General features: G+C 49.4%; 15 protein-coding genes and 2 pseudogenes. 8 read left to right on the top strand and 9 right to left on the bottom strand.

What is annotated here, in order from left to right:
* Positions 1-80: 80 nt before the first annotated feature.
* Positions 81-1874 carry a hypothetical protein gene (locus AC566Q_RS02730; protein ID WP_499613368.1) on the bottom strand — a complete coding sequence of 598 codons (1794 nt, stop codon included), beginning with the start codon at positions 1872-1874 and terminating at the stop codon, positions 81-83.
* Positions 1875-2136: 262 nt separating this feature from the next.
* Here AC566Q_RS02730 and AC566Q_RS02735 point away from each other — a divergent pair, with 262 nt between their 5' ends.
* From AC566Q_RS02735 to AC566Q_RS02760, 6 genes and pseudogenes are all read left to right on the top strand, one after another.
* Positions 2137-2637 carry a TlpA disulfide reductase family protein gene (locus AC566Q_RS02735; protein ID WP_499613370.1) on the top strand — a complete coding sequence of 167 codons (501 nt, stop codon included), beginning with the start codon at positions 2137-2139 and terminating at the stop codon, positions 2635-2637.
* Positions 2638-2646: 9 nt separating this feature from the next.
* Positions 2647-2871 (top strand): DUF4266 domain-containing protein, encoded by a 225-nt coding sequence (locus AC566Q_RS02740; protein ID WP_499613373.1) that lies wholly within the window; start codon positions 2647-2649, stop codon positions 2869-2871.
* Positions 2862-4181: pseudogene (locus tag AC566Q_RS02745) on the top strand (DUF3570 domain-containing protein). The gene AC566Q_RS02740 and the pseudogene AC566Q_RS02745 overlap by 10 nt, the downstream one beginning before the upstream one ends.
* An 18-nt stretch (positions 4182-4199) precedes the next feature.
* Positions 4200-4904, top strand: coding sequence for an FAD:protein FMN transferase (locus tag AC566Q_RS02750; protein WP_499613375.1), 705 nt, complete (start codon positions 4200-4202; stop codon positions 4902-4904).
* A 75-nt stretch (positions 4905-4979) separates the two neighbouring features.
* On the top strand, positions 4980-5864 hold the full coding sequence (locus AC566Q_RS02755; RefSeq protein ID WP_105932938.1) for an IS982 family transposase: 885 nt from the start codon (positions 4980-4982) through the stop codon (positions 5862-5864).
* A gap of 13 nt (positions 5865-5877) precedes the next feature.
* Positions 5878-6132 (top strand): annotated as a pseudogene (locus AC566Q_RS02760) (FAD:protein FMN transferase); the annotation flags it as partial.
* 56 nt (positions 6133-6188) lie between these two features.
* Here AC566Q_RS02760 and AC566Q_RS02765 read toward each other — a convergent pair.
* From AC566Q_RS02765 to AC566Q_RS02785, 5 genes are all read right to left on the bottom strand, one after another.
* Positions 6189-6578 carry a hypothetical protein gene (locus tag AC566Q_RS02765; protein WP_499613377.1) on the bottom strand — a complete coding sequence of 130 codons (390 nt, stop codon included), beginning with the start codon at positions 6576-6578 and terminating at the stop codon, positions 6189-6191.
* Positions 6579-6842: 264 nt separating this feature from the next.
* Positions 6843-7535 (bottom strand): 2OG-Fe(II) oxygenase, encoded by a 693-nt coding sequence (locus AC566Q_RS02770; protein WP_499613380.1) that lies wholly within the window; start codon positions 7533-7535, stop codon positions 6843-6845.
* A gap of 2 nt (positions 7536-7537) precedes the next feature.
* Positions 7538-7936, bottom strand: a complete 399-nt coding sequence (locus AC566Q_RS02775; RefSeq protein WP_499613381.1) for an acyl-CoA thioesterase — start codon at positions 7934-7936, stop codon at positions 7538-7540.
* 7 nt (positions 7937-7943) lie between these two features.
* Positions 7944-10769 carry an excinuclease ABC subunit UvrA gene (gene uvrA, locus AC566Q_RS02780; RefSeq protein WP_499613384.1) on the bottom strand — a complete coding sequence of 942 codons (2826 nt, stop codon included), beginning with the start codon at positions 10767-10769 and terminating at the stop codon, positions 7944-7946.
* Between the two features lie 189 nt (positions 10770-10958).
* Positions 10959-11717 (bottom strand): IS5 family transposase, encoded by a 759-nt coding sequence (locus AC566Q_RS02785; protein WP_123325976.1) that lies wholly within the window; start codon positions 11715-11717, stop codon positions 10959-10961.
* A gap of 156 nt (positions 11718-11873) precedes the next feature.
* On the opposite strand from AC566Q_RS02785, the gene AC566Q_RS02790 reads away from it, so the two are divergent.
* On the top strand, positions 11874-13217 hold the full coding sequence (locus tag AC566Q_RS02790) for an MFS transporter (RefSeq protein ID WP_499613387.1): 1344 nt from the start codon (positions 11874-11876) through the stop codon (positions 13215-13217).
* Between the two features lie 32 nt (positions 13218-13249).
* Here the strand turns inward: AC566Q_RS02790 and AC566Q_RS02795 are convergent, their stop codons facing one another.
* The 3 genes from AC566Q_RS02795 to AC566Q_RS02805 form a co-directional block, all read right to left on the bottom strand.
* Entirely contained in the window at positions 13250-13711 is a 462-nt protein-coding gene (locus AC566Q_RS02795) for an NfeD family protein (protein ID WP_499613390.1), read from the bottom strand.
* A gap of 5 nt (positions 13712-13716) precedes the next feature.
* On the bottom strand, positions 13717-14655 hold the full coding sequence (locus AC566Q_RS02800; protein ID WP_499613395.1) for an SPFH domain-containing protein: 939 nt from the start codon (positions 14653-14655) through the stop codon (positions 13717-13719).
* Positions 14656-14755: 100 nt separating this feature from the next.
* Positions 14756-15160: a VOC family protein gene (locus AC566Q_RS02805; RefSeq protein ID WP_499613397.1), complete on the bottom strand. Its 405-nt coding sequence runs from the start codon at positions 15158-15160 to the stop codon at positions 14756-14758.
* A gap of 209 nt (positions 15161-15369) precedes the next feature.
* Here AC566Q_RS02805 and tkt point away from each other — a divergent pair, with 209 nt between their 5' ends.
* Entirely contained in the window at positions 15370-17367 is a 1998-nt protein-coding gene (gene tkt / locus AC566Q_RS02810) for a transketolase (RefSeq protein ID WP_499613400.1), read from the top strand.
* The last annotated feature ends 738 nt before the right edge of the window (positions 17368-18105 follow it).

Here is an 18105-nt window from a genome sequence, read left to right on the forward strand (position 1 = left end):
TGGCAACCTTTCTGTTGCAGCAATTATGGTTTGATAAACGGGTAATTCGCCGGGCTGGTCAGGCGAATTACCCGCAGTGCTTATTCTTCGCTGGCTGCTTCAGCCTCGGTTTTCTTAGCCTTTTCTTCGGCTTCCTGCTGTTGTTTTAACTCGTCGATAAAGGTTTCGTATTGCGCCTGCATTTGCGCAATATCACGGTCGATATCGGTTTGCCAGGTTTCACCAAAGTCACTGGTGCTGACGATTTGGCCCTGATCGCAAAGGAAATACAGCGTATTGCCGGTAGTAAGTTGTGGCAGTAGCGAATGGCAATTGTCTTTGGCCACGCCATGCAGTTGCCAGCTACTGCTGTCATCTGCGTTGCTCAGTGCGGTGGTGGCAATACGGATTTGGCTCTTTTTGCCGCTGGACTTTCGGTTACGACTAAGTGTGATGACTTCATTGTTGTCGGTCAGTACCGGTAAACTTACATCTGCCTTAATATCACCAAATAAACTCAGGTTGCGGTTAATGGATTGCCAGGTCTGGCCGTCATCAACACTGATTAATTGTGAACCAACCCCATCCCACTGGCTTACCTCAACGGCTACCAGTGTGCCATTGGCAAGTTGTGCCATATTGCGCAGGGAGGTACTTTTGTCAGTCGACCAGCTATTATCTGCCGGATTATAGTCGTGACGCTTGTTATCGTTGAAAATGCGCAGGGTGCCTTGTTGGGTTATGGCCGCAAACAGACCACCATTCTGGATAAGCCAATCGTTAGGATCTTTTTTCACGTAACTACCAACTTTCTGCCAGGGCGTATTTAAGTTGTTAAACCTGTATACCTGATAGTGTTTGGCAGAACTGGTCAGGGCAAAGTAATTATCGGCTGTCTGGCCCATCCAGACAATCGCTTCATCGGCATCTACTGGCTTGGTTAACTGCCATTGTTGCCAGTCGGAAGACACAAAAAGCTGGCCTAACTCGCCCCCCACGGCTACCTTGCCGTCGATTTGAAGCGCCGCATAGAGCTGTGAGTTGGTTGGCAGATTATGGGTTGTCCAGCTACCGTCTTGCTGGATTGCCAGGCGACCAAATTTAGCCGCCAGAACGCGTTGTTGCGTTGTTGATAGTACAATGGGGCTGGCCGCCAGAGCATTTTCAGTTGCCAGAACACTGAGCTTTTCACGCAGTGGATCCAGTTCATCGGTTTTCCAGCTTTGGCTGGCTTTGCCACTTAGCTGTAGCTGAATTTGCGGATACTGGGGCAGCACGATACTGCCTAAATCTGACGCTTCAAATACCCGCGTTACGAAGGCTTTGGATGAGGTGGAAGTGCTCCAGAATGAGCTTTCTTTAATGCTAAGCAAAGGCTGAAACAGTACAGAGCCAAGGTCAGTGAGCGTGGTGTCACTTACCGCAAATTCACCGGCGGCAGAGAATACCGGCATAGAAATCCACGACGACATGTCACCACCATTATAATAGCTGTACAGGTTCGAAATCATATACTCGCCCGGCGGCATGCTGCCGATAAACAGCTGACTGTCTACCGTGCCCTGATAAACCGGCGTTAACTCATAGACTTCAGGATCCCAGTCGACCTTATCTTCGTCGATGGTTTTACCTTTCTTTTCGGCTTTCTCTTTGGCCTGGGCGATGGCAGCGGCTTTAATCGCGTCCATGTTATCTGTTCGAACCACAATCACTGCTGTCCAGCCTTTATGTAATGGCGCGAGCCGTTCGGCATTGTTGATAACCTGTAAGGCGACAACCCCGTGAGAGGCTGGTAATGGCTGATTTTTGGCGATAGCGGTGGAGCGAATGTCATAGGTGGCGCAACCGCTTAGCATGCTGACTAAAAATGCGGCAACAAGCAAAAAACTACGCATGATTTTATCCTGTTGAAATTATTGTTCCCTGGGTTATAGCTCAGGCCAATGACCGTAAAGAGACTCCCTTAACGTCATCCTTCTGAGCAATTGCAAGAATATACGGCAAAGTTATTGGTAAAAGCGAGTGAATCTGCATTCCCGGCAGAAAATTTTGATATGAGCGGGGCCTACTGCCATGGAGGATTTTCGGCTCCCTTAAGCTTTCCTTAAGGTTTGATTTTTACACTGCTTAGCAGTTAATCGAACACAGGGTTTTAAAATGGGTCGTATCCGAGCCTTGGCAGGCGTTATCAGTTTATCTGCTGGTCTGCTTTTCACTACTGCCAACCTGGCCGTTGCCGCACAACCAGCGCCTGAGCTGGTGCTCAATTTAACCAGCCAACAAGTAAATTTATCTGACTATCAGGGGCAGGTGATTTATCTGGATTTTTGGGCCAGCTGGTGCAAGCCATGTCAGCGCTCGTTCCCATGGATGAATGAAATGCAGGCCAAATACGGTGAGCAGGGTTTTACCGTTATTGCCATTAATCTAGATAGCGAGCGTAAGCTGGCCGATGAATTCCTCGCTAGATTGCCGGCGCATTTTCCGGTTGCCTTCGATCCTGATGGTAATTCTGCACAAACTTATAAATTAAAAGGTATGCCTACCAGTTATCTGATTGATAAAGCCGGTAATCTTCGAGTCGCCCATCAGGGCTTTCACGTTGAGAAGCAAGCCAGATACGAGCAGGAAGTTAAGGGCCTGTTGTTGGCCGAATAGGAGTTCAGTATGAAACGAAAATTAGCCGCTATTTTAGCCCTTGTGGCTGTCGCGCAGCTCAGTGGTTGTGCGTCCCTGGGAGTTCAGCCCTGGGAGCGTGATCTACTGGCCAAGGATGAAATGGCACTGGGCGCTGAAGGCGTTGATTTAGGTCTTGATGATCACATTTATTTCAGTAAGGAAGCCACCAGTGGCGGCCGTTCATTTGCCGGAGGCGGCTGCGGATGCAACTAACAAATAAAGCTTCGGTAGCAACAGCGCTGGCAGGAGCGGCCTGCGCATTACTTGGTACACCTGCGGTTCAGGCTGAAGAGGATATGCTCAAAGACTGGAAATTTGATACCGCTATTTTGTACTACGGTGAGACTGACCGGGTGAGTCTGGCTGAGGGCGTTGTCAACGCCACCAAAACCAACGACGATGACAGCATCTTTAACGTTAAACTGGTTATCGATACGCTGACGGGGGCTTCGGCCAATGGCGCGGTCGCTCAGCCTTATGCTCAGACCTTCTCACGTCCGTCTGGTAAAGATGGTTACGTAGTGAATGCCGGCGAAACGCCCCTCGATGATACGTTCCGCGATACCCGCGTACAGGTTTCCAGTTCCTGGATGCAGCCTTTTGCTGATACCTGGCGTGCGACGGGAGCGGTTAATGTATCAACCGAGTACGATTACTTGTCTTTGGGTTTAAGTGGTCTGTTGGAAAAAGATTTATTTATGCGTAATACCACGTTGTCGGCGGGGTTATCATTCCAGTTTGACTCCATCGACCCGGTAGGCGGCACGCCTGATGCTTTAACCAGTATGCTGGTCCCGACCTACATCGGCGACGACGTTGGTGAAGGTGAAGACGAGTTTGAATGGGATGATGATTAGGAGGAAGGCGAAAACAAAACCGGCTCTGAGTCGAAAACCACAACGGACTTAATTGTCGGTGTTACCCAGGTCATTAACCGTCGCATGCTGATGCAGTTTAACTATGGATTAAGTGTGGTCGACGGCTATATGACTGATCCTTACAAGCTGGTGAGTGTGGTAGATGGCGCCGGTATGACGCAGGATGTCATTTATGAAGGTCGCCCGGATTCGCGCACCAAGCACAGCTTTTTCTGGCAAACCAAATATGCCCTCGACAGTGGTGTTGTGGATGTTTCGTACCGTTTTGCTACCGATGACTGGGAAATTGATTCACACACCATCGATTCGCGTTTCCGGTTTAATTTGGGCGACAATAATTACATTCAGCCTCACTTGCGGTACTACCAGCAGAGCGCGGCGGAATTTTATCGTCCGTTCCTGAACCAAAACGATCCGATGCCGATGTATGCCAGTGCCGATTATCGGGTTGGCGAAATGACGGCGTATACCGTTGGGCTTAAGTACGGGCATAAAATGGAAAACGGCCATGAGTGGGCTGTGCGGGCAGAGTATTATCAGCAGGATCCGAAAAATGCCGGTTTTGATGAACCTGGTGTGCTGGCTGATTTAGACCTTTACCCCAGTGTGAAAGCCGTTATATTACAGTTTAACTACCATTTTTAAGGTAAGCAGACTGTTTTAATGGCCACTCAACAAGCCGATACCGCCAGAACCGGAGGGCATTCCGAGCTGGCGGTCTCCATTCAACCACAAGACGGCTTTATGCTTGGCACCTTCGATGCCATGGCCAGCCCTTGTGAAATCCTTATTGAAACTGGCGATAAGCATCTGGCCCGGCATATTACCCAACTGGCTTGTAACGAAGCGAAACGGATTGAATATAAGTACAGTCGATACCGAACCGACAGCGTGATTAGCGTCATCAATAGCAGTTATGGCAAGCCCGTCGCTATCGATGAAGAAACCTTCCGTTTGTTAAGTTTTGCCAATACCTGTTTTCAGCTCAGCGAGGGTATGTTTGATATTACGTCGGGGATACTGGGCAAGGTCTGGCACTTTGACGGTTCTGACCGTTTACCTTCGCAATCAGATATTGATGCACTGTTAATGCTTGTTGGCTGGCAACGGGTGGAACTGACCGCCGGTACCGTTACTCTCCCGGCAGGCGTGCAACTGGATGTTGGCGGGATTGGTAAAGAATATGCGGTGGATCGTGTTGCTGCACTGCTTTCTGAAAAGGCGCCTGAAGTGTCGGTGGTCGTCAATTTTGGCGGCGATATTCAGGTTACACGCCGGCGGATGAACGACGAGCCCTGGTATATCGGCATTGAAAACCCACTCAAGGATGAACAGGGTGAAACCTTGGTTAACCCCAATCCTGTTTAAGAAATTGAACTAAATGCCTGTTCCCAGATCGGATCTTTCGACCAAGAACGATTCAATCAAACAAAAGGAACAGGCATGAAGAAGTTAGTAGAATTATTTTGCGATGTCGATGATTTTTGCAAAGTGTTTATCCCTCAATGGCAAAAGCAGCTGCTGGAAGACGGTACTCGAAAAAGACAACGAGCTTGCCGTATGTCAATGAGTGAAATGATGACCATTATTATCGGTTTCCACATGTCACATCATCGTGATTTTAAGAATTATTACTTGGGGTATGTTCACGCTTTTTATCGTAAAGACTTCCCTGTTCTACTCAGTTACACGCGTTTTTTAGAAGTGATGCCTCGTACTATTGTCCCCATGTGTGCCTATTTTAGTTCGCTTAAGGGCAAGCCTACAGGCATCGAATTCATTGACTCAACGAGTTTAAAAGTCTGCCACAACATTCGCATTCCCAGACATAAAACCTTCGACGGAATTGCACAAAGAGGAAAAGGCACCATGGGCTGGTTTTATGGTTTCAAACTACACTTAATCGTCAATCATCACGGCGAAATAGTCGCAGCAAAAGTGACGACGGGTAATGTTCATGACACAAAACCTGTTGAGGAATTAGCTCAACATTTACCGGGTAAATTGTACGGAGACAAGGGCTATTTAAGCAAAGCACTTGAAGCTAATTTATTTGATAAAGGCGTCGAACTTATCACCACGGTTCGCAAAAATATGAAAGCAAAAGCGATGTCTTTATGGGACAGAGCAATGCTTTCAAAACGCTTCATTATTGAAACCATCAACGACCAATTGAAGAACATTTCATTCATTGAGCACTCAAGACATCGCAGTATGAACGGTTTTACGCTTAATCTGATGGCAGGCCTGGTTGCTTACTGCCTCAAGGAAAACAAGCCATCACTTGATATTACTGATGTTGAGCGTAATTCAATGGTCGTGGCTTAAGCCGATCTCGGGTTTGGTTAAAATTTTTCAGGGTGGGTTGGCGACCAGTGGTGATGCCCGTCGGTACCTGCTGCATGAAGGCAAGCGTTATAGCCATATACTCAACCCCAAAACCGGTTATCCGGTTGAGGAGCCGCCGCGTTCTGTTACGGTTGCGGCAGATTCATGCACGCAGGCGGGGCTGCTGGCAACCCTGGCACTGTTACAGGGGAAAGGGGCTGAAGACTTTTTAGCCAGTCAGGGCTTAACGCATTGGGTATACCGCTAAAAAGAAAGGAGCCTGAAGCTCCTTTCTGTGTATTGTAATATGCTTATATCCGCTAATCAGCGAGCCGAAGAAACATAAACAACAACAGGTTCGTCTGAACTGCTGGTTTGTGCCAGATCGTTTATCGTTACCGACGGTTTGGCTTTATTGCCATAAGCACTGCGATTGTTGAGGTACACGAAAGTGTCCTCAGCGCGATATTTATGCGCAAATTTTGCTACCGACATATCGTTACAGGTAATGCGATTAATATTCTTTCGTACTGCATCGCCCATCCCCATACGGAATAATCGCCCTTTCATTGCATCTAAGTCATTGTTAACTGCGCTGACGCAAAGTTTAGTTTCCGGGTTATTGTCGGCGGCGACAAACTGATAATCCTGTGCCTTGAGCTGGCTGGAAACCGACAGTACGGCTATCACCCCAGCTAATTTGAAGTAGTTCATTAGTTACCTCCAATAGAAAAAAATCCTGGTTACGATAGGCACCTTCGCATCCTGAATTATTTTTACATCGATAGGCAAAGTTAATGCGTAAGGTACTTACCCACACAGCTCCATCTGTGTTCTTCAACTATAGTTGTAAAACATTTGTTAATAAAGTTTTTGGTGGCGAAATTCCGGCAGCTCGTCTTATTGGTTCCCGACATGGATTAATTGAAACGAGTTCGGCTGTCGGGTGAGGCGGGAAGAGCAAAAGGACCTGTAATTTCAGCGGTAAATCTGCTCGGCGCGGTTAAAAAGAACCCAGGACGTTAAAATGTATTTATCATTACTCACCGGTACCTGGCCACGGTGGGTATGAGTAAAATAAGCCGGCGCTATCACCATGCGGCCCGCTTTTGGCTGAATGGATTTATTCTGATAATAAAAGTCAGTACTGCCGCCTTCTTCCACGTCATTGAGGTAAAACATAAAAAGCAATATGCGATGTAATGGTTCGTTGTGTGGAGCCTGAGGAAAGACTTCTGAGTGCCAGTAGGGATAACCGCCTTGTCCTTTTTCATAGCGTTGGGCGTTAATGTCGCCGGTACGAAACAGATGGCGCATTAATCCCGGCAGTGCAGGGACACCAAGTTCAGCAAAGTTATCGGCGGTGAGCTTAACCGGTTGACCGGTTTGCGGATCGGGCAGGGTAAGCCCCAGCGGACCAACAATCGCGAAATAGTATTTTTTCAGGTAATCGTGGATGGCATTGCCAACGGCTTGCATCACCTGAGCTCTCATCGGGGCAAACTCACTGGCCTGACTAAACGAGACATCCAGTGAACGCTTTTTATCGGTATCCACCCCTCCGCCAGTACGACCAGTTTGTAACTGCTTACTCTTATTGAAGGCATCTATTATCTGCTGGCATAGCGCCGGCGCTAACGCATCGTCGAGCACTTCAATAAAATCCGTCATGATTACTTTTCCTGATATAAGTGGCTGGCTAATTTGTCGCGTATGTCAGCAGGGATGGGTGACGCTTTGCCTGCCGCGTAATCAAAATGTACCATTGTGGTGGAGCCGGATGCACAGCATTGTTTATTTTGCCATGCCTCCTGGTAGGTTTCGAATGAACTATTACCAATGCGCTTTACCCAGGTTTTTATTGTTACCGGTTTGCCATAATAAAGTTGGGCGCGAAAATCGACCTGGTAACTGGCTAAAATCAAAGGCCAACCGTCCACTTCCAGGGTTGGCATAAACATTTTAAATAACGGCGCACGGGCTTCTTCAAACCAGACCACCATAACCGTATTACCTACATGGCCTGCGCCATCGGTTTCGCTAAAGCGAACCGTTAAATCCGTTTCAAACATGCGTCACCTATTTCAGCATGGGTTTTAAGAATCGCCCGGTATGGGAAACATCGCTGTTGGCAATATCTTCCGGCGTACCCTCAGCAATAATTTGTCCGCCTCCGGAGCCACCCTCCGGGCCAAGGTCAACAATATAGTCAGCGGTTTTAATCACATCCAGATTATGCTCAATCACCACCACGGTGTTACCGTGATCCCGCAGACGATGAAGTACTGCCAGTAACTGTTTGATGTCGTGGAAGTGCAGGCCGGTTGTCGGCTCATCCAGAATATACAGGGTTTGGCCAGTATCCCGTTTCGACAGTTCTTTGGCCAGTTTTACCCGCTGTGCCTCACCACCGGATAGCGTGGTAGCCGATTGGCCCAGACGCACATAGGATAACCCTACGTCCATTAGTGTTTGCAGTTTACGGGCGATGGCCGGAATAGCGTCGAAGAAATGCCGGGCATCCTCAATGGTCATTTCCAGCACTTCGTGGATATTTTTGTCTTTAAACTTAATTTCCAGGGTTTCGCGGTTATAGCGCTTGCCTTTACACACATCACAGGGCACGTATACGTCTGGCAGAAAGTGCATTTCTACCTTGATTACTCCGTCGCCCTGACAGGCTTCGCAACGTCCGCCTTTTACGTTAAAGCTAAAGCGGCCCGGCTTGTAACCCCGAGAGCGCGCTTCCTGGGTACCTGAGAAAATCTCCCGGATAGGGGTAAAAATACCGGCATAAGTGGCCGGGTTAGAACGGGGCGTGCGGCCAATAGGGGACTGGTCGATATCAACCACTTTATCGAGCAGATCCAGACCTTTCATCGACTTATACGGCGCGGGTTCACTGGTTGTGGCTTTATTTAACTCACGTTGGGCAATCTTATAGAAAGTATCATTCACCAGAGTCGACTTGCCCGAACCGGATACCCCGGTTATGCAGGTCATAACGCCTGTTGGTACCCGCAGCGTGACGTCTTTAAGATTGTTGCCGGTAGCGCCAGCTAATTCCAGCCACTGCCCGTCCTTAGCCGGATTGCGCACGGCCGGAATCTCAATTTTCTCTTTGCCGGATAAATATTTACCGGTAAGCGACTGTTCGTTACTGACGATATCCTCAAGGCTGCCCTGGGCAATGATTTCACCACCATGGACGCCGGCGCCAGGGCCAATATCAATGATAAAGTCGGCATCACGAATGGCGTCCTCGTCGTGCTCAACTACCAGTACGGTATTGCCCAAATCGCGCAGGTGCGTAAGGGTTTTCAGTAGTCGCTCATTGTCGCGCTGATGCAGGCCAATTGACGGCTCATCTAACACGTACATAACGCCAACCAGGCCCGCCCCAATCTGGCTGGCCAGACGAATGCGCTGGGCCTCACCACCAGATAAGGTTTCTGCACTGCGTGACAAACTCAGGTAGTTGAGTCCGACATTCACCAGAAAGCGCAGTCGGTCGAGGATTTCTTTCAGTATCTTATCGGCGATTTGTGCCCGTTGCCCGGAGAGTTCCAGGTTTTCGAAAAAATCAAACGCACCGGCAATCGACATATCGGCCACGGTCGGCAGGTTAGTCTGGCCGATAAACACATGACGGGCTTCGGTGCGTAAACGCGTTCCACCGCAGCTGTTACAGGGCTGTTGACTCAAAAATTTAGACAGCTCTTCGCGCACCGTATTTGACTCAGTTTCGCGATAACGGCGTTCCATGTTAGGGATAATCCCTTCAAAGGGGTGCTTACGCTCCATAATATCGCCGCGGTCGTTGATATAGCGGAAATTTATCGACTTGCCTTTTGAGCCGTACAGCACAATGTCACGGAACTCTTTGCTCAGCTCGCCAAAGGGCGCAGTGAGGCTGAATTCATAATGATCGGCAACGGCCTGGAGCATCTGAAAATAGTAATAGCTGCGTTTGTCCCATCCGCGAATGGCTCCCCCCGCCAGACTTAACTCATCATTAACCACCACTTTGAACGGGTCGAAGAATTGTTTGGTCCCTAAACCGTCGCAGGTACCACAGGCGCCCGCCGGGTTGTTGAACGAGAACATGCGAGGTTCCAGTTCACTGATACTGTAGCCACAGTGAGGGCAGGCGAAATTGGCCGAGAACACAATTTCCGGTTCGCTGCTGTCATCCATGTAGGCCACTTTGGCGTTGCCGTTGGCCAGTTGCAAGGCGGTTTCAAAAGACTCTGCCAGGCGCAACTGCAAATCTTCGCGCACTTTAAAACGGTCGATCACCACCTCGATGGTGTGTTTTTTATGTAAGTCGAGCTCTGGTGGATCCGACAAGTCGCACACTTCGCCGTCAATCCGGGCGCGAATGTAACCCTGGGCAGCGAGTGACTGCAGGGTTTTTACGTGTTCGCCTTTACGGTCCTGAACGATAGGCGCCAGCAGCATAAGCTTGGTGCCTTCCGGCATCGCCAGTACTTTATCGACCATCTGCGAAATGGTCTGGGCATCCAGTGGCACATCGTGATCCGGGCAGCGTGGCGTGCCCACTCGGGCGAACATTAAACGCAGGTAATCATATATTTCGGTAATAGTCCCCACGGTTGAACGGGGGTTATGTGAGGTGGATTTCTGTTCGATCGAAATCGCCGGAGACAGGCCTTCAATATGATCCACATCGGGCTTTTCCATCATCGATAAAAACTGGCGGGCGTAGGCTGATAAGGATTCCACGTAACGACGCTGACCTTCAGCGTAGAGCGTGTCGAATGCCAGGGAAGATTTACCCGAACCCGATAAACCGGTGATAACTACCAGTTTGTCGCGGGGAATGGTGATATCGATGTTTTTGAGATTGTGCGTACGTGCACCGCGAACTTCTATTTTATCCATTCGAACCAGTTCAGAATACAAAAGAAACAGTATGCCATATACCCATGTCGCGGGTATAGGCTGTGGTGGTATGAATATGGTGCATCGGATGTTTAAGATCAGTTGCAAGCATACCATTCACCGTATTGGCTCAATTTCGTACAAAGACCACCAGGCTCTAGAGGCTGTTGATCTTTGAACATTATTTGTTCAGCAGTACATTGGTAGCCACATCATCATGAATGCCAATGCGACTGTACTGCTATAGTTTCGAGCTAGCTTGTCGTATCTTGTTGATATTGCCCGGTACCTTTTTATCCTCAAAAACGCGTTTTCAACAAGATGCCTATATCGATACAGGCACCAGTCCATATCGTCATTACCTAATTTGTTATTTCGTTTGCGTGGAATATTGGCATCTGCTCCACTTTCTTCTACGTAAGCTCTAAAAGCTTCACTGTCATAGCCTTTATCAGCACAAACAATATCGGCTTGTGGGGAGTTTATTATCAGACTTTGTGCATGTACGATGTCGTTCACTTGACCACCGGATAGTTCAAAATAAACGGGCAGGCCACCGCTATCTACCGCAAGGTGAATTTTCGTTGAGTTACCACCTCGACTTTTTCCGATGGCCTCATCTTGTTTACCCGCTGCACCGCTACTATCCTGATGCGCTTTAACTATACTACCATCAAGAAACAACCATTCTGGGTCACCCTCGGAGGCTAAGCTTTCAAATAACTTTTGCAATATGCCTTTCTTCGACCATAAATTAAATCGTCGGTAGACCGTATTCCAGAGACCAAATTCAGATGGCAAATCCCGCCACTGAATGCCGGTACGCATTCGGTAAAGTATGCCCTCCAGGGTATTTCGGTGCTCATATTTGTTATAGACTCTGCCACTCTCCTTTAGCAGTACTTTTAGGATTTCCCACGCATCATCTGTTAACATCGTTCTTGGCATAGCAACATTACGGTTAATTATTTTTGGCGAAACAATTATACCTCGTTGCTATGCCGGCTGCTTTTCATACAAAGATCAACAACCTCTAGGGACAGGCACTTAAATTATGCTACAATTCGCGCCTTTTTTAACCCCCAGAACAGAGAAGAAAGTACCTTGAACGCCATTGAAGTCCGTGCCGCATTAACGCTTGCCGTTGTTTACGTACTGAGAATGCTAGGGTTATTTATGGTCATGCCGGTTTTGGCGGTGGCTGCAACTGAGTTTAAAGACTACTCGGTGATGCTGGTGGGCGTGGCTATTGGCGGGTATGGATTAACGCAGGCAGCGCTGCAAATTCCCATGGGCATGTTGTCGGATAAATGGGGGCGCAAACCGGTTATTTTGCTCGGGCTTTCGGTGTTCGCTCTGGGCAGTATTATCGCCGCCATGGCCGATTCAATGATGTGGCTTATTGTCGGGCGTATTCTGCAAGGGGCCGGTGCTATCGCTGGTGCCATTATGGCGTTGGCTACCGACGTTACCCGCGAGCAACAGCGAGCCAAAGTGATGGCGATTATTGGCATTGCCATTGGTTTTTCGTTTTATATTGCGGTGGTGATAGGGCCATTGATTGCAGAGAGCTGGGGACTGGCCGGGGTATTCTGGGTCACCGGCATTCTGGCATTGTGTTGTTTGCCGTTGGTGAAATGGGCAGTGCCTGACAGCCCTAAACAATTTAATGCCGATACCCTGCCGCGCATGGATCAGGTATGGCAACTGTTTACTTCTCGTGATTTATGGCGTCTGAATGTGAGCGTTATGCTGCTGCATATGATGATCACGCTGTTGTTTGTGCAGGTACCCACCACTATGGTGAAGCTAGGTATGCCGCTGGACAACCACTGGACAATCTATCTGCCGGTATTATTGGTATCGGTATTTTTACTGGCCATGATGATGCGCAGCAGTCGTGGCCGCACGCCACGTTCTATGTTGCTGGCGGCGGTAATCATGCTTGGCAGTGCCTTTGCACTGTTACCTTCGGCGGGGCAGAGCTGGTGGTTACTGGGCGTTGGCCTGCTGATATTTTTTACCGGTTTTAATTATCTCGAAGCGAATTTTCCGGCGCTGCTGTCGACCATTGCACCGGCTGGCCAGAAGGGCACCGCCATGGGCATTTATGCCAGCTTTCAGTTTTTCGGGGCGTTTCTGGGCGGCATTCTTTCCGGTGTTGTTACAGCGCAGGCAGGCCCCACTTCAGCCTACTATACCGGTGCCATCATTGCCGTAGTTTGGTGTGTGATAGTGGCGGGTATTCGCGCTGGCGAAAAGCTCAAGCGAGTGGCGCTTACCGTGCCGAACACTATTCAGCCTGAGGCTAGCCAGTTAGCCGAGCTGGACGGCTTAAACGGGGTTATGGAATATGTTTTTGATGCCAGCCAGAGCCAGTTATACCTGAAAGTAAACGGTGAGTTTGATGAGCTCAACGCCCGGGCTGTTATCAGGCAGTGGAGTTAACCGCTGCCACTCGGATGGCCGAATCGCTGCGGCTATTTTGCAACCGCGGGACGGACATGAAATATCCCCACCTCAGCATTGATTACTTCTACCTCAGTACCGGCAGCGATAGGCTCATCACATTGAACGGACCAACTGATACCCGAGTATTTATGGGTACCAGGGGCTTCGGGAGTGATTGCCTCTGACAGGCGAAACCGCAAGCCGTTGAAATCACCGTTCACTGTTTTCTTTTCTACCTGTTGCTGCATTTGCTTAAGCGGCTTGTAGAGCACCAGCGCAATAATAGCGGTTAGCACCGCACAACAGAAAAAGGCATTTATATAGGTTGCCTCCAGCACGCCGGTATAAAAAATGCCAGCGGTGATAAGTGCTGCCAAACCAACAAAAAACAGCACAAAAGTGGCAAAACCCAGTATCGCCACTTCAATGATTAACAACGCTAAACCGGTGACTACCAGTACCGTGGTGACATTTTCGTATATCCAGTCCATAGGCGTTAGTCTTTGTTGTTCATTTTATTGATGATAGCCATGGCCTGCGTTACCAGGCTGGCCGCTTCAGTATTACCGTCGGGTAGCAACACAATGGACGACTCTTTGGCAATCGCCTGCTTGGCTTCTATGGCTTTGGTAGCCAGATCGAGCTGAATAGCTTTTTGACCTTCTTCTGTATCGGCGGCTTCACCCACCTTACGTAATGCCTCGGCCTGGGCTTCGGCTACCGCCAGAATCGCCTGGGCTTCACCTTCGGCCTTGAGTACCTGTTCAGTTTTATCGGCTTCAGCAGCCAGTACCACTGACTGTTTAGCACCCTCCGCACGGTTAATTGCGGCCTGACGATCACCTTCTGACTCGAGGATTTGCGCGCGCTTCACCCGCTCGGCTTTCATCTGCGCTTCCATAGCTTCCATTACCGAGTTAGGCGGCACGATGTCTTTAATTTCGTAACGCAGCACCTGAATACCCCAGGGGCCACTGGCATCGTTAATGGAGGTAACTATGTTGGTATTAAGCTGGTCGCGCTCTTCAAAGGTTTTATCGAGCTCCATTTTGCCCAGTTCCGAACGCATGGTGGTTTGCGCCAACTGGGTAACGGCAAATACGTAATCGTCTACGCCGTAGGTAGCTTTATAAGGATCCAGCACCCGGAAATACAGCACACCGTCGACATGCAGTGAAATGTTGTCTTTGGTAATGGCGCTTTGTTCCGGTACGTCAACCGCCTGTTCTTTCAGTGAACGGTCGGCAGCAATACGGTCGATAAAGGGCACAATAAAGTTCAGGCCAGCTTCTTTAGTTGACTGGTATTTACCAAAACGTTCAACCAGATAGGCCCGGTTCTGTGGTACAAACTTGATGGATGATTTAAGTAAAATCACCACAAATATAAGAATGAACAGTTGCGGAGTGAGAATATAGTCCAGTAATACTTCCATGATTTACAGCCTCTAACTATTTTGACTTATGGAGCTTACCCCAATCCTGGCAAACAGGGTACTGGCTATTTGTATCAAGGCGTAACAACCGTGCTTTGGATCAGGCATCCTTTACCTGCAGCAGGTCCCACTTGTTGCCATACAGGTCCTCAAAAATGGCTACGGTGCCGTAGTCTTCATCGCGTGGCGCTTCTATGAACTCTACGCCCTGGCTTTGCATAAACTCGTAGTCGCGCCAGAAATCGTTGGTTTGCAGAACAAAGAGCACCTGATCGCCGGCCTGATTGCCCACAGCAATCTTATCCATTTTCGAACGGGCCAGGTTGAGCATGATGCCGGTGGAGGATAAACCGGGTGGGTGCAGCAATACCCAGCGTAAGCCGTTTTTATGTTTTTCGTTGGCGAGGAGCGTAAAATGGAGCACCTCAGTAAAATATGTGATAGCTTCATCATAGTCGTCTACCAGGATGCCAACGGCATTCAGGCTTTGTATGCGATCTGTCATGGCAATGTGCTCCGAAACGTTACATGCCTGATATAACGTGACAGATTTGCCCCAATATAACCAGACTTTGCCCTGAAAATGTGTTCATAAGCAGGCATTTGTTAACGATTAGTGTATTGAGGCTTCTTTTTTTTAACTTATAGGTTGTGTTAGACCACCAGTTCACTTTATTATTTATAATATAATAGTAACAAAGGGTCTTTACACTCATGTCAGTATCAACTCAAGTCGCTGCTAATGCTATTCGTATGCTTGCAGTGGAAGCAATTCAAAAAGCCAAGTCAGGTCACCCTGGTGCACCAATGGGTATGGCAGACATTGCTACCGTATTGTGGCAGCAATTTTTACAACACAATCCGGCCAATCCTAACTGGGCTAACCGTGACCGCTTCGTGCTGTCTAACGGCCATGCGTCTATGCTTCAGTATGCCTTACTGCATCTAAGTGGCTATGACCTGCCAATTGAAGAACTCAAACAGTTCCGTCAGCTGCATTCAAAAACCCCGGGTCACCCGGAGTATGGTTACACTGCCGGTGTTGAAACCACAACCGGGCCGTTAGGCGCTGGTATTGCCAATGCCGTAGGTATGGCTATCGCCGAGAAAACCCTGGCTGGCCAGTTTAACCGAGATGATTTCGACATCGTTAATCACTTCACCTATTGTTTCCTGGGTGACGGCTGTCTGATGGAAGGTATTTCTCACGAAGCCTGTTCACTGGCCGGCACATTGAAGCTGGGCAAACTGATTGCGTTCTGGGATGACAACGGTATTTCTATCGACGGTCATGTAGAAGGCTGGTTTACCGACAACACGCCAATGCGTTTTGAATCTTACGGCTGGCACGTGATTAAAGGTGTGGACGGCCACGACGAGGCGGCATTACAGGCAGCGATTGAAGAAGCGCAATCGGTTACCGACAAGCCGACTCTTATTTGCTGTAAAACCGTTATCGGTTTCGGCTCACCCAATAAATCGGGCAGCCACGACTGTCACGGCGCGCCGCTGGGGGATGATGAAATCGCTGAAGTGCGTAAGCAACTAGACTGGTCGCACGGGCCGTTTGAAGTGCCAGAAGATATCTATGCTAAGTGGGATGCTAAAGAAAAAGGGAATACCGCGGAGCAGCAATGGGAAGCTAAGTTCGCCGAGTACGCAGCGGCTTACCCACAACTGGCCGCTGAGTTTGAGCGTCGTGTAATCAAACAGCAGGTGCCTGCCGATCTGAACGAAAAGGCCGACACTTATATTCGTCAGTGCCAGGCTGATATGAAAGACATGGCTACCCGTAAAGCCTCGCAAAACGCGATTGGTTTCTTTGCTGGCCAGCTACCTGAAATCATTGGCGGCAGCGCCGACCTGGCGGGTTCTAACCTTACCCTGTGGCCTGAAGCAAAAGGCATTCAGGATGATGCAGCCGGCAACTACGTGTTTTACGGTGTGCGTGAGTTTGGCATGAGCGCCATTATGAATGGTATTGCCCTGCATGGTGGTTTTGTGCCGTTTGGTGCAACCTTCCTGATGTTTATGGAATATGCGCGTAATGCTGTGCGCATGGCTTCATTAATGAAAGCGAAGTCGATTTTCGTTTATACCCACGACTCTATTGGTCAGGGTGAAGACGGCCCGACTCACCAGCCTATCGAACAGCTGGCTAACCTGCGCCTGACTCCAAACCTGACTACATGGCGCCCATGTGATGCAGTGGAAACGGCCGAAGCCTGGCGCCAGGCGCTGATCAAAGAAGCGGGTCCAAGTGCGCTGGTATTTACTCGGCAGGGCACCAGAACCATGGCGCGCAGCGAGAGCCAGTTAGCCGATGTCGCCAAAGGCGGTTACGTGCTGAAAGACTGTGCAGGTACCCCGCAACTCGTGCTGATTGCTACCGGGTCAGAAGTCGCTTTAGCTGTGGATGCCGCGGCTAAGCTGGCAGATGACGGCGTGGCAGTACGAGTCGTATCTATGCCTAGTACTGAACAGTTTGATGCGCAGGATGCGGCCTACAAACAGTCACTGCTACCAGCTGGTGTACCAAAGCTGGCTATCGAAGCCGCCCATACTGACTTCTGGTACAAGTATGTTGGTATCGAAGGTGATGTAGTAGGTATGCAAACCTTCGGTGAATCTGCACCGGGCGGCGTACTGTTAGAGCACTTCGGTTTCACCGTAGAAAACGTAGTAGCCAAAGCCACTGCATTGTTAAATTAACTATCCTCTGCTGCCAACAGGCCTGAGCCTGTTGGCATCCCGGTTTCGCTTCGCGAAGACCGGTACATTCCAAACAGTCTTACTATTTTAAAAAATCCAGTCATTCCGGCCCCCGAGCCGTGATCTCCCAATAGTTCTGAACCAGCTTAGACAACCTTTTCAGGGGATCCCCGCTCAGACGCATGCGGGGATGACGGAGGGTGCACTAATTTGTGGATGTAATTTGTGGACAGTCACTTTATGCACCCTAATTTGTGGACAGTCACTTTATGCACCCTCCTTCCGACTCTGACGCCGGGATCTTCTTATAGCTCTGAATCAGCTTAGACAACCTTTTCAGGAGATCCCCGCTCAGAGGCATGCGGGGATGACGGAGGGTGTGCGTGCGGGGATGACGGAGGAGTTGTGTGCGGGATGACGGAAGAGGAGCTGTGGGAGTGACAGAGGAGGTGGTGCTGGGGTGACGGAGGAGGTGCGTGCGGGGGATGACGGAGGAGGTGCGTGCGGGGGATGACGTAGGAGGTGCGTGCGGGGATGACGGAGGAGGTGCGTGCGGGGGATGACGTAGGAGGTGCGTGCGGGGATGACGGAGGAGGTGCGTGCGGGGGATGACGGAGGAAATGTGTGCAGGGATGACGTAGGATGCGTCTGCCTGATGGGTAGACGTGAATACGGGCGCGTTAGCGCTTTTTAGCTTTTCATTTGGTTCTTTGTATCGCGAAATATTGTTACCGGTCA

This window comes from Alteromonas sp. H02, assembly GCF_059682525.1.

What these genes read in the sequence shown, in the direction of transcription:
- AC566Q_RS02730 (WP_499613368.1), bottom strand. Translation starts at nt 1,874, where the DNA reads ATGCGTAGTTTTTTGCTTGTTGCCGCATTTTTAGTCAGCATGCTAAGC.
- AC566Q_RS02735 (WP_499613370.1), top strand. Translation starts at nt 2,137, where the DNA reads ATGGGTCGTATCCGAGCCTTGGCAGGCGTTATCAGTTTATCTGCTGGT.
- AC566Q_RS02740 (WP_499613373.1), top strand. Translation starts at nt 2,647, where the DNA reads ATGAAACGAAAATTAGCCGCTATTTTAGCCCTTGTGGCTGTCGCGCAG.
- AC566Q_RS02750 (WP_499613375.1), top strand. Translation starts at nt 4,200, where the DNA reads ATGGCCACTCAACAAGCCGATACCGCCAGAACCGGAGGGCATTCCGAG.
- AC566Q_RS02755 (WP_105932938.1), top strand. Translation starts at nt 4,980, where the DNA reads ATGAAGAAGTTAGTAGAATTATTTTGCGATGTCGATGATTTTTGCAAA.
- AC566Q_RS02765 (WP_499613377.1), bottom strand. Translation starts at nt 6,578, where the DNA reads ATGAACTACTTCAAATTAGCTGGGGTGATAGCCGTACTGTCGGTTTCC.
- AC566Q_RS02770 (WP_499613380.1), bottom strand. Translation starts at nt 7,535, where the DNA reads ATGACGGATTTTATTGAAGTGCTCGACGATGCGTTAGCGCCGGCGCTA.
- AC566Q_RS02775 (WP_499613381.1), bottom strand. Translation starts at nt 7,936, where the DNA reads ATGTTTGAAACGGATTTAACGGTTCGCTTTAGCGAAACCGATGGCGCA.
- uvrA (WP_499613384.1), bottom strand. Translation starts at nt 10,769, where the DNA reads ATGGATAAAATAGAAGTTCGCGGTGCACGTACGCACAATCTCAAAAAC.
- AC566Q_RS02785 (WP_123325976.1), bottom strand. Translation starts at nt 11,717, where the DNA reads ATGCCAAGAACGATGTTAACAGATGATGCGTGGGAAATCCTAAAAGTA.
- AC566Q_RS02795 (WP_499613390.1), bottom strand. Translation starts at nt 13,711, where the DNA reads ATGGACTGGATATACGAAAATGTCACCACGGTACTGGTAGTCACCGGT.
- AC566Q_RS02800 (WP_499613395.1), bottom strand. Translation starts at nt 14,655, where the DNA reads ATGGAAGTATTACTGGACTATATTCTCACTCCGCAACTGTTCATTCTT.
- AC566Q_RS02805 (WP_499613397.1), bottom strand. Translation starts at nt 15,160, where the DNA reads ATGACAGATCGCATACAAAGCCTGAATGCCGTTGGCATCCTGGTAGAC.
- tkt (WP_499613400.1), top strand. Translation starts at nt 15,370, where the DNA reads ATGTCAGTATCAACTCAAGTCGCTGCTAATGCTATTCGTATGCTTGCA.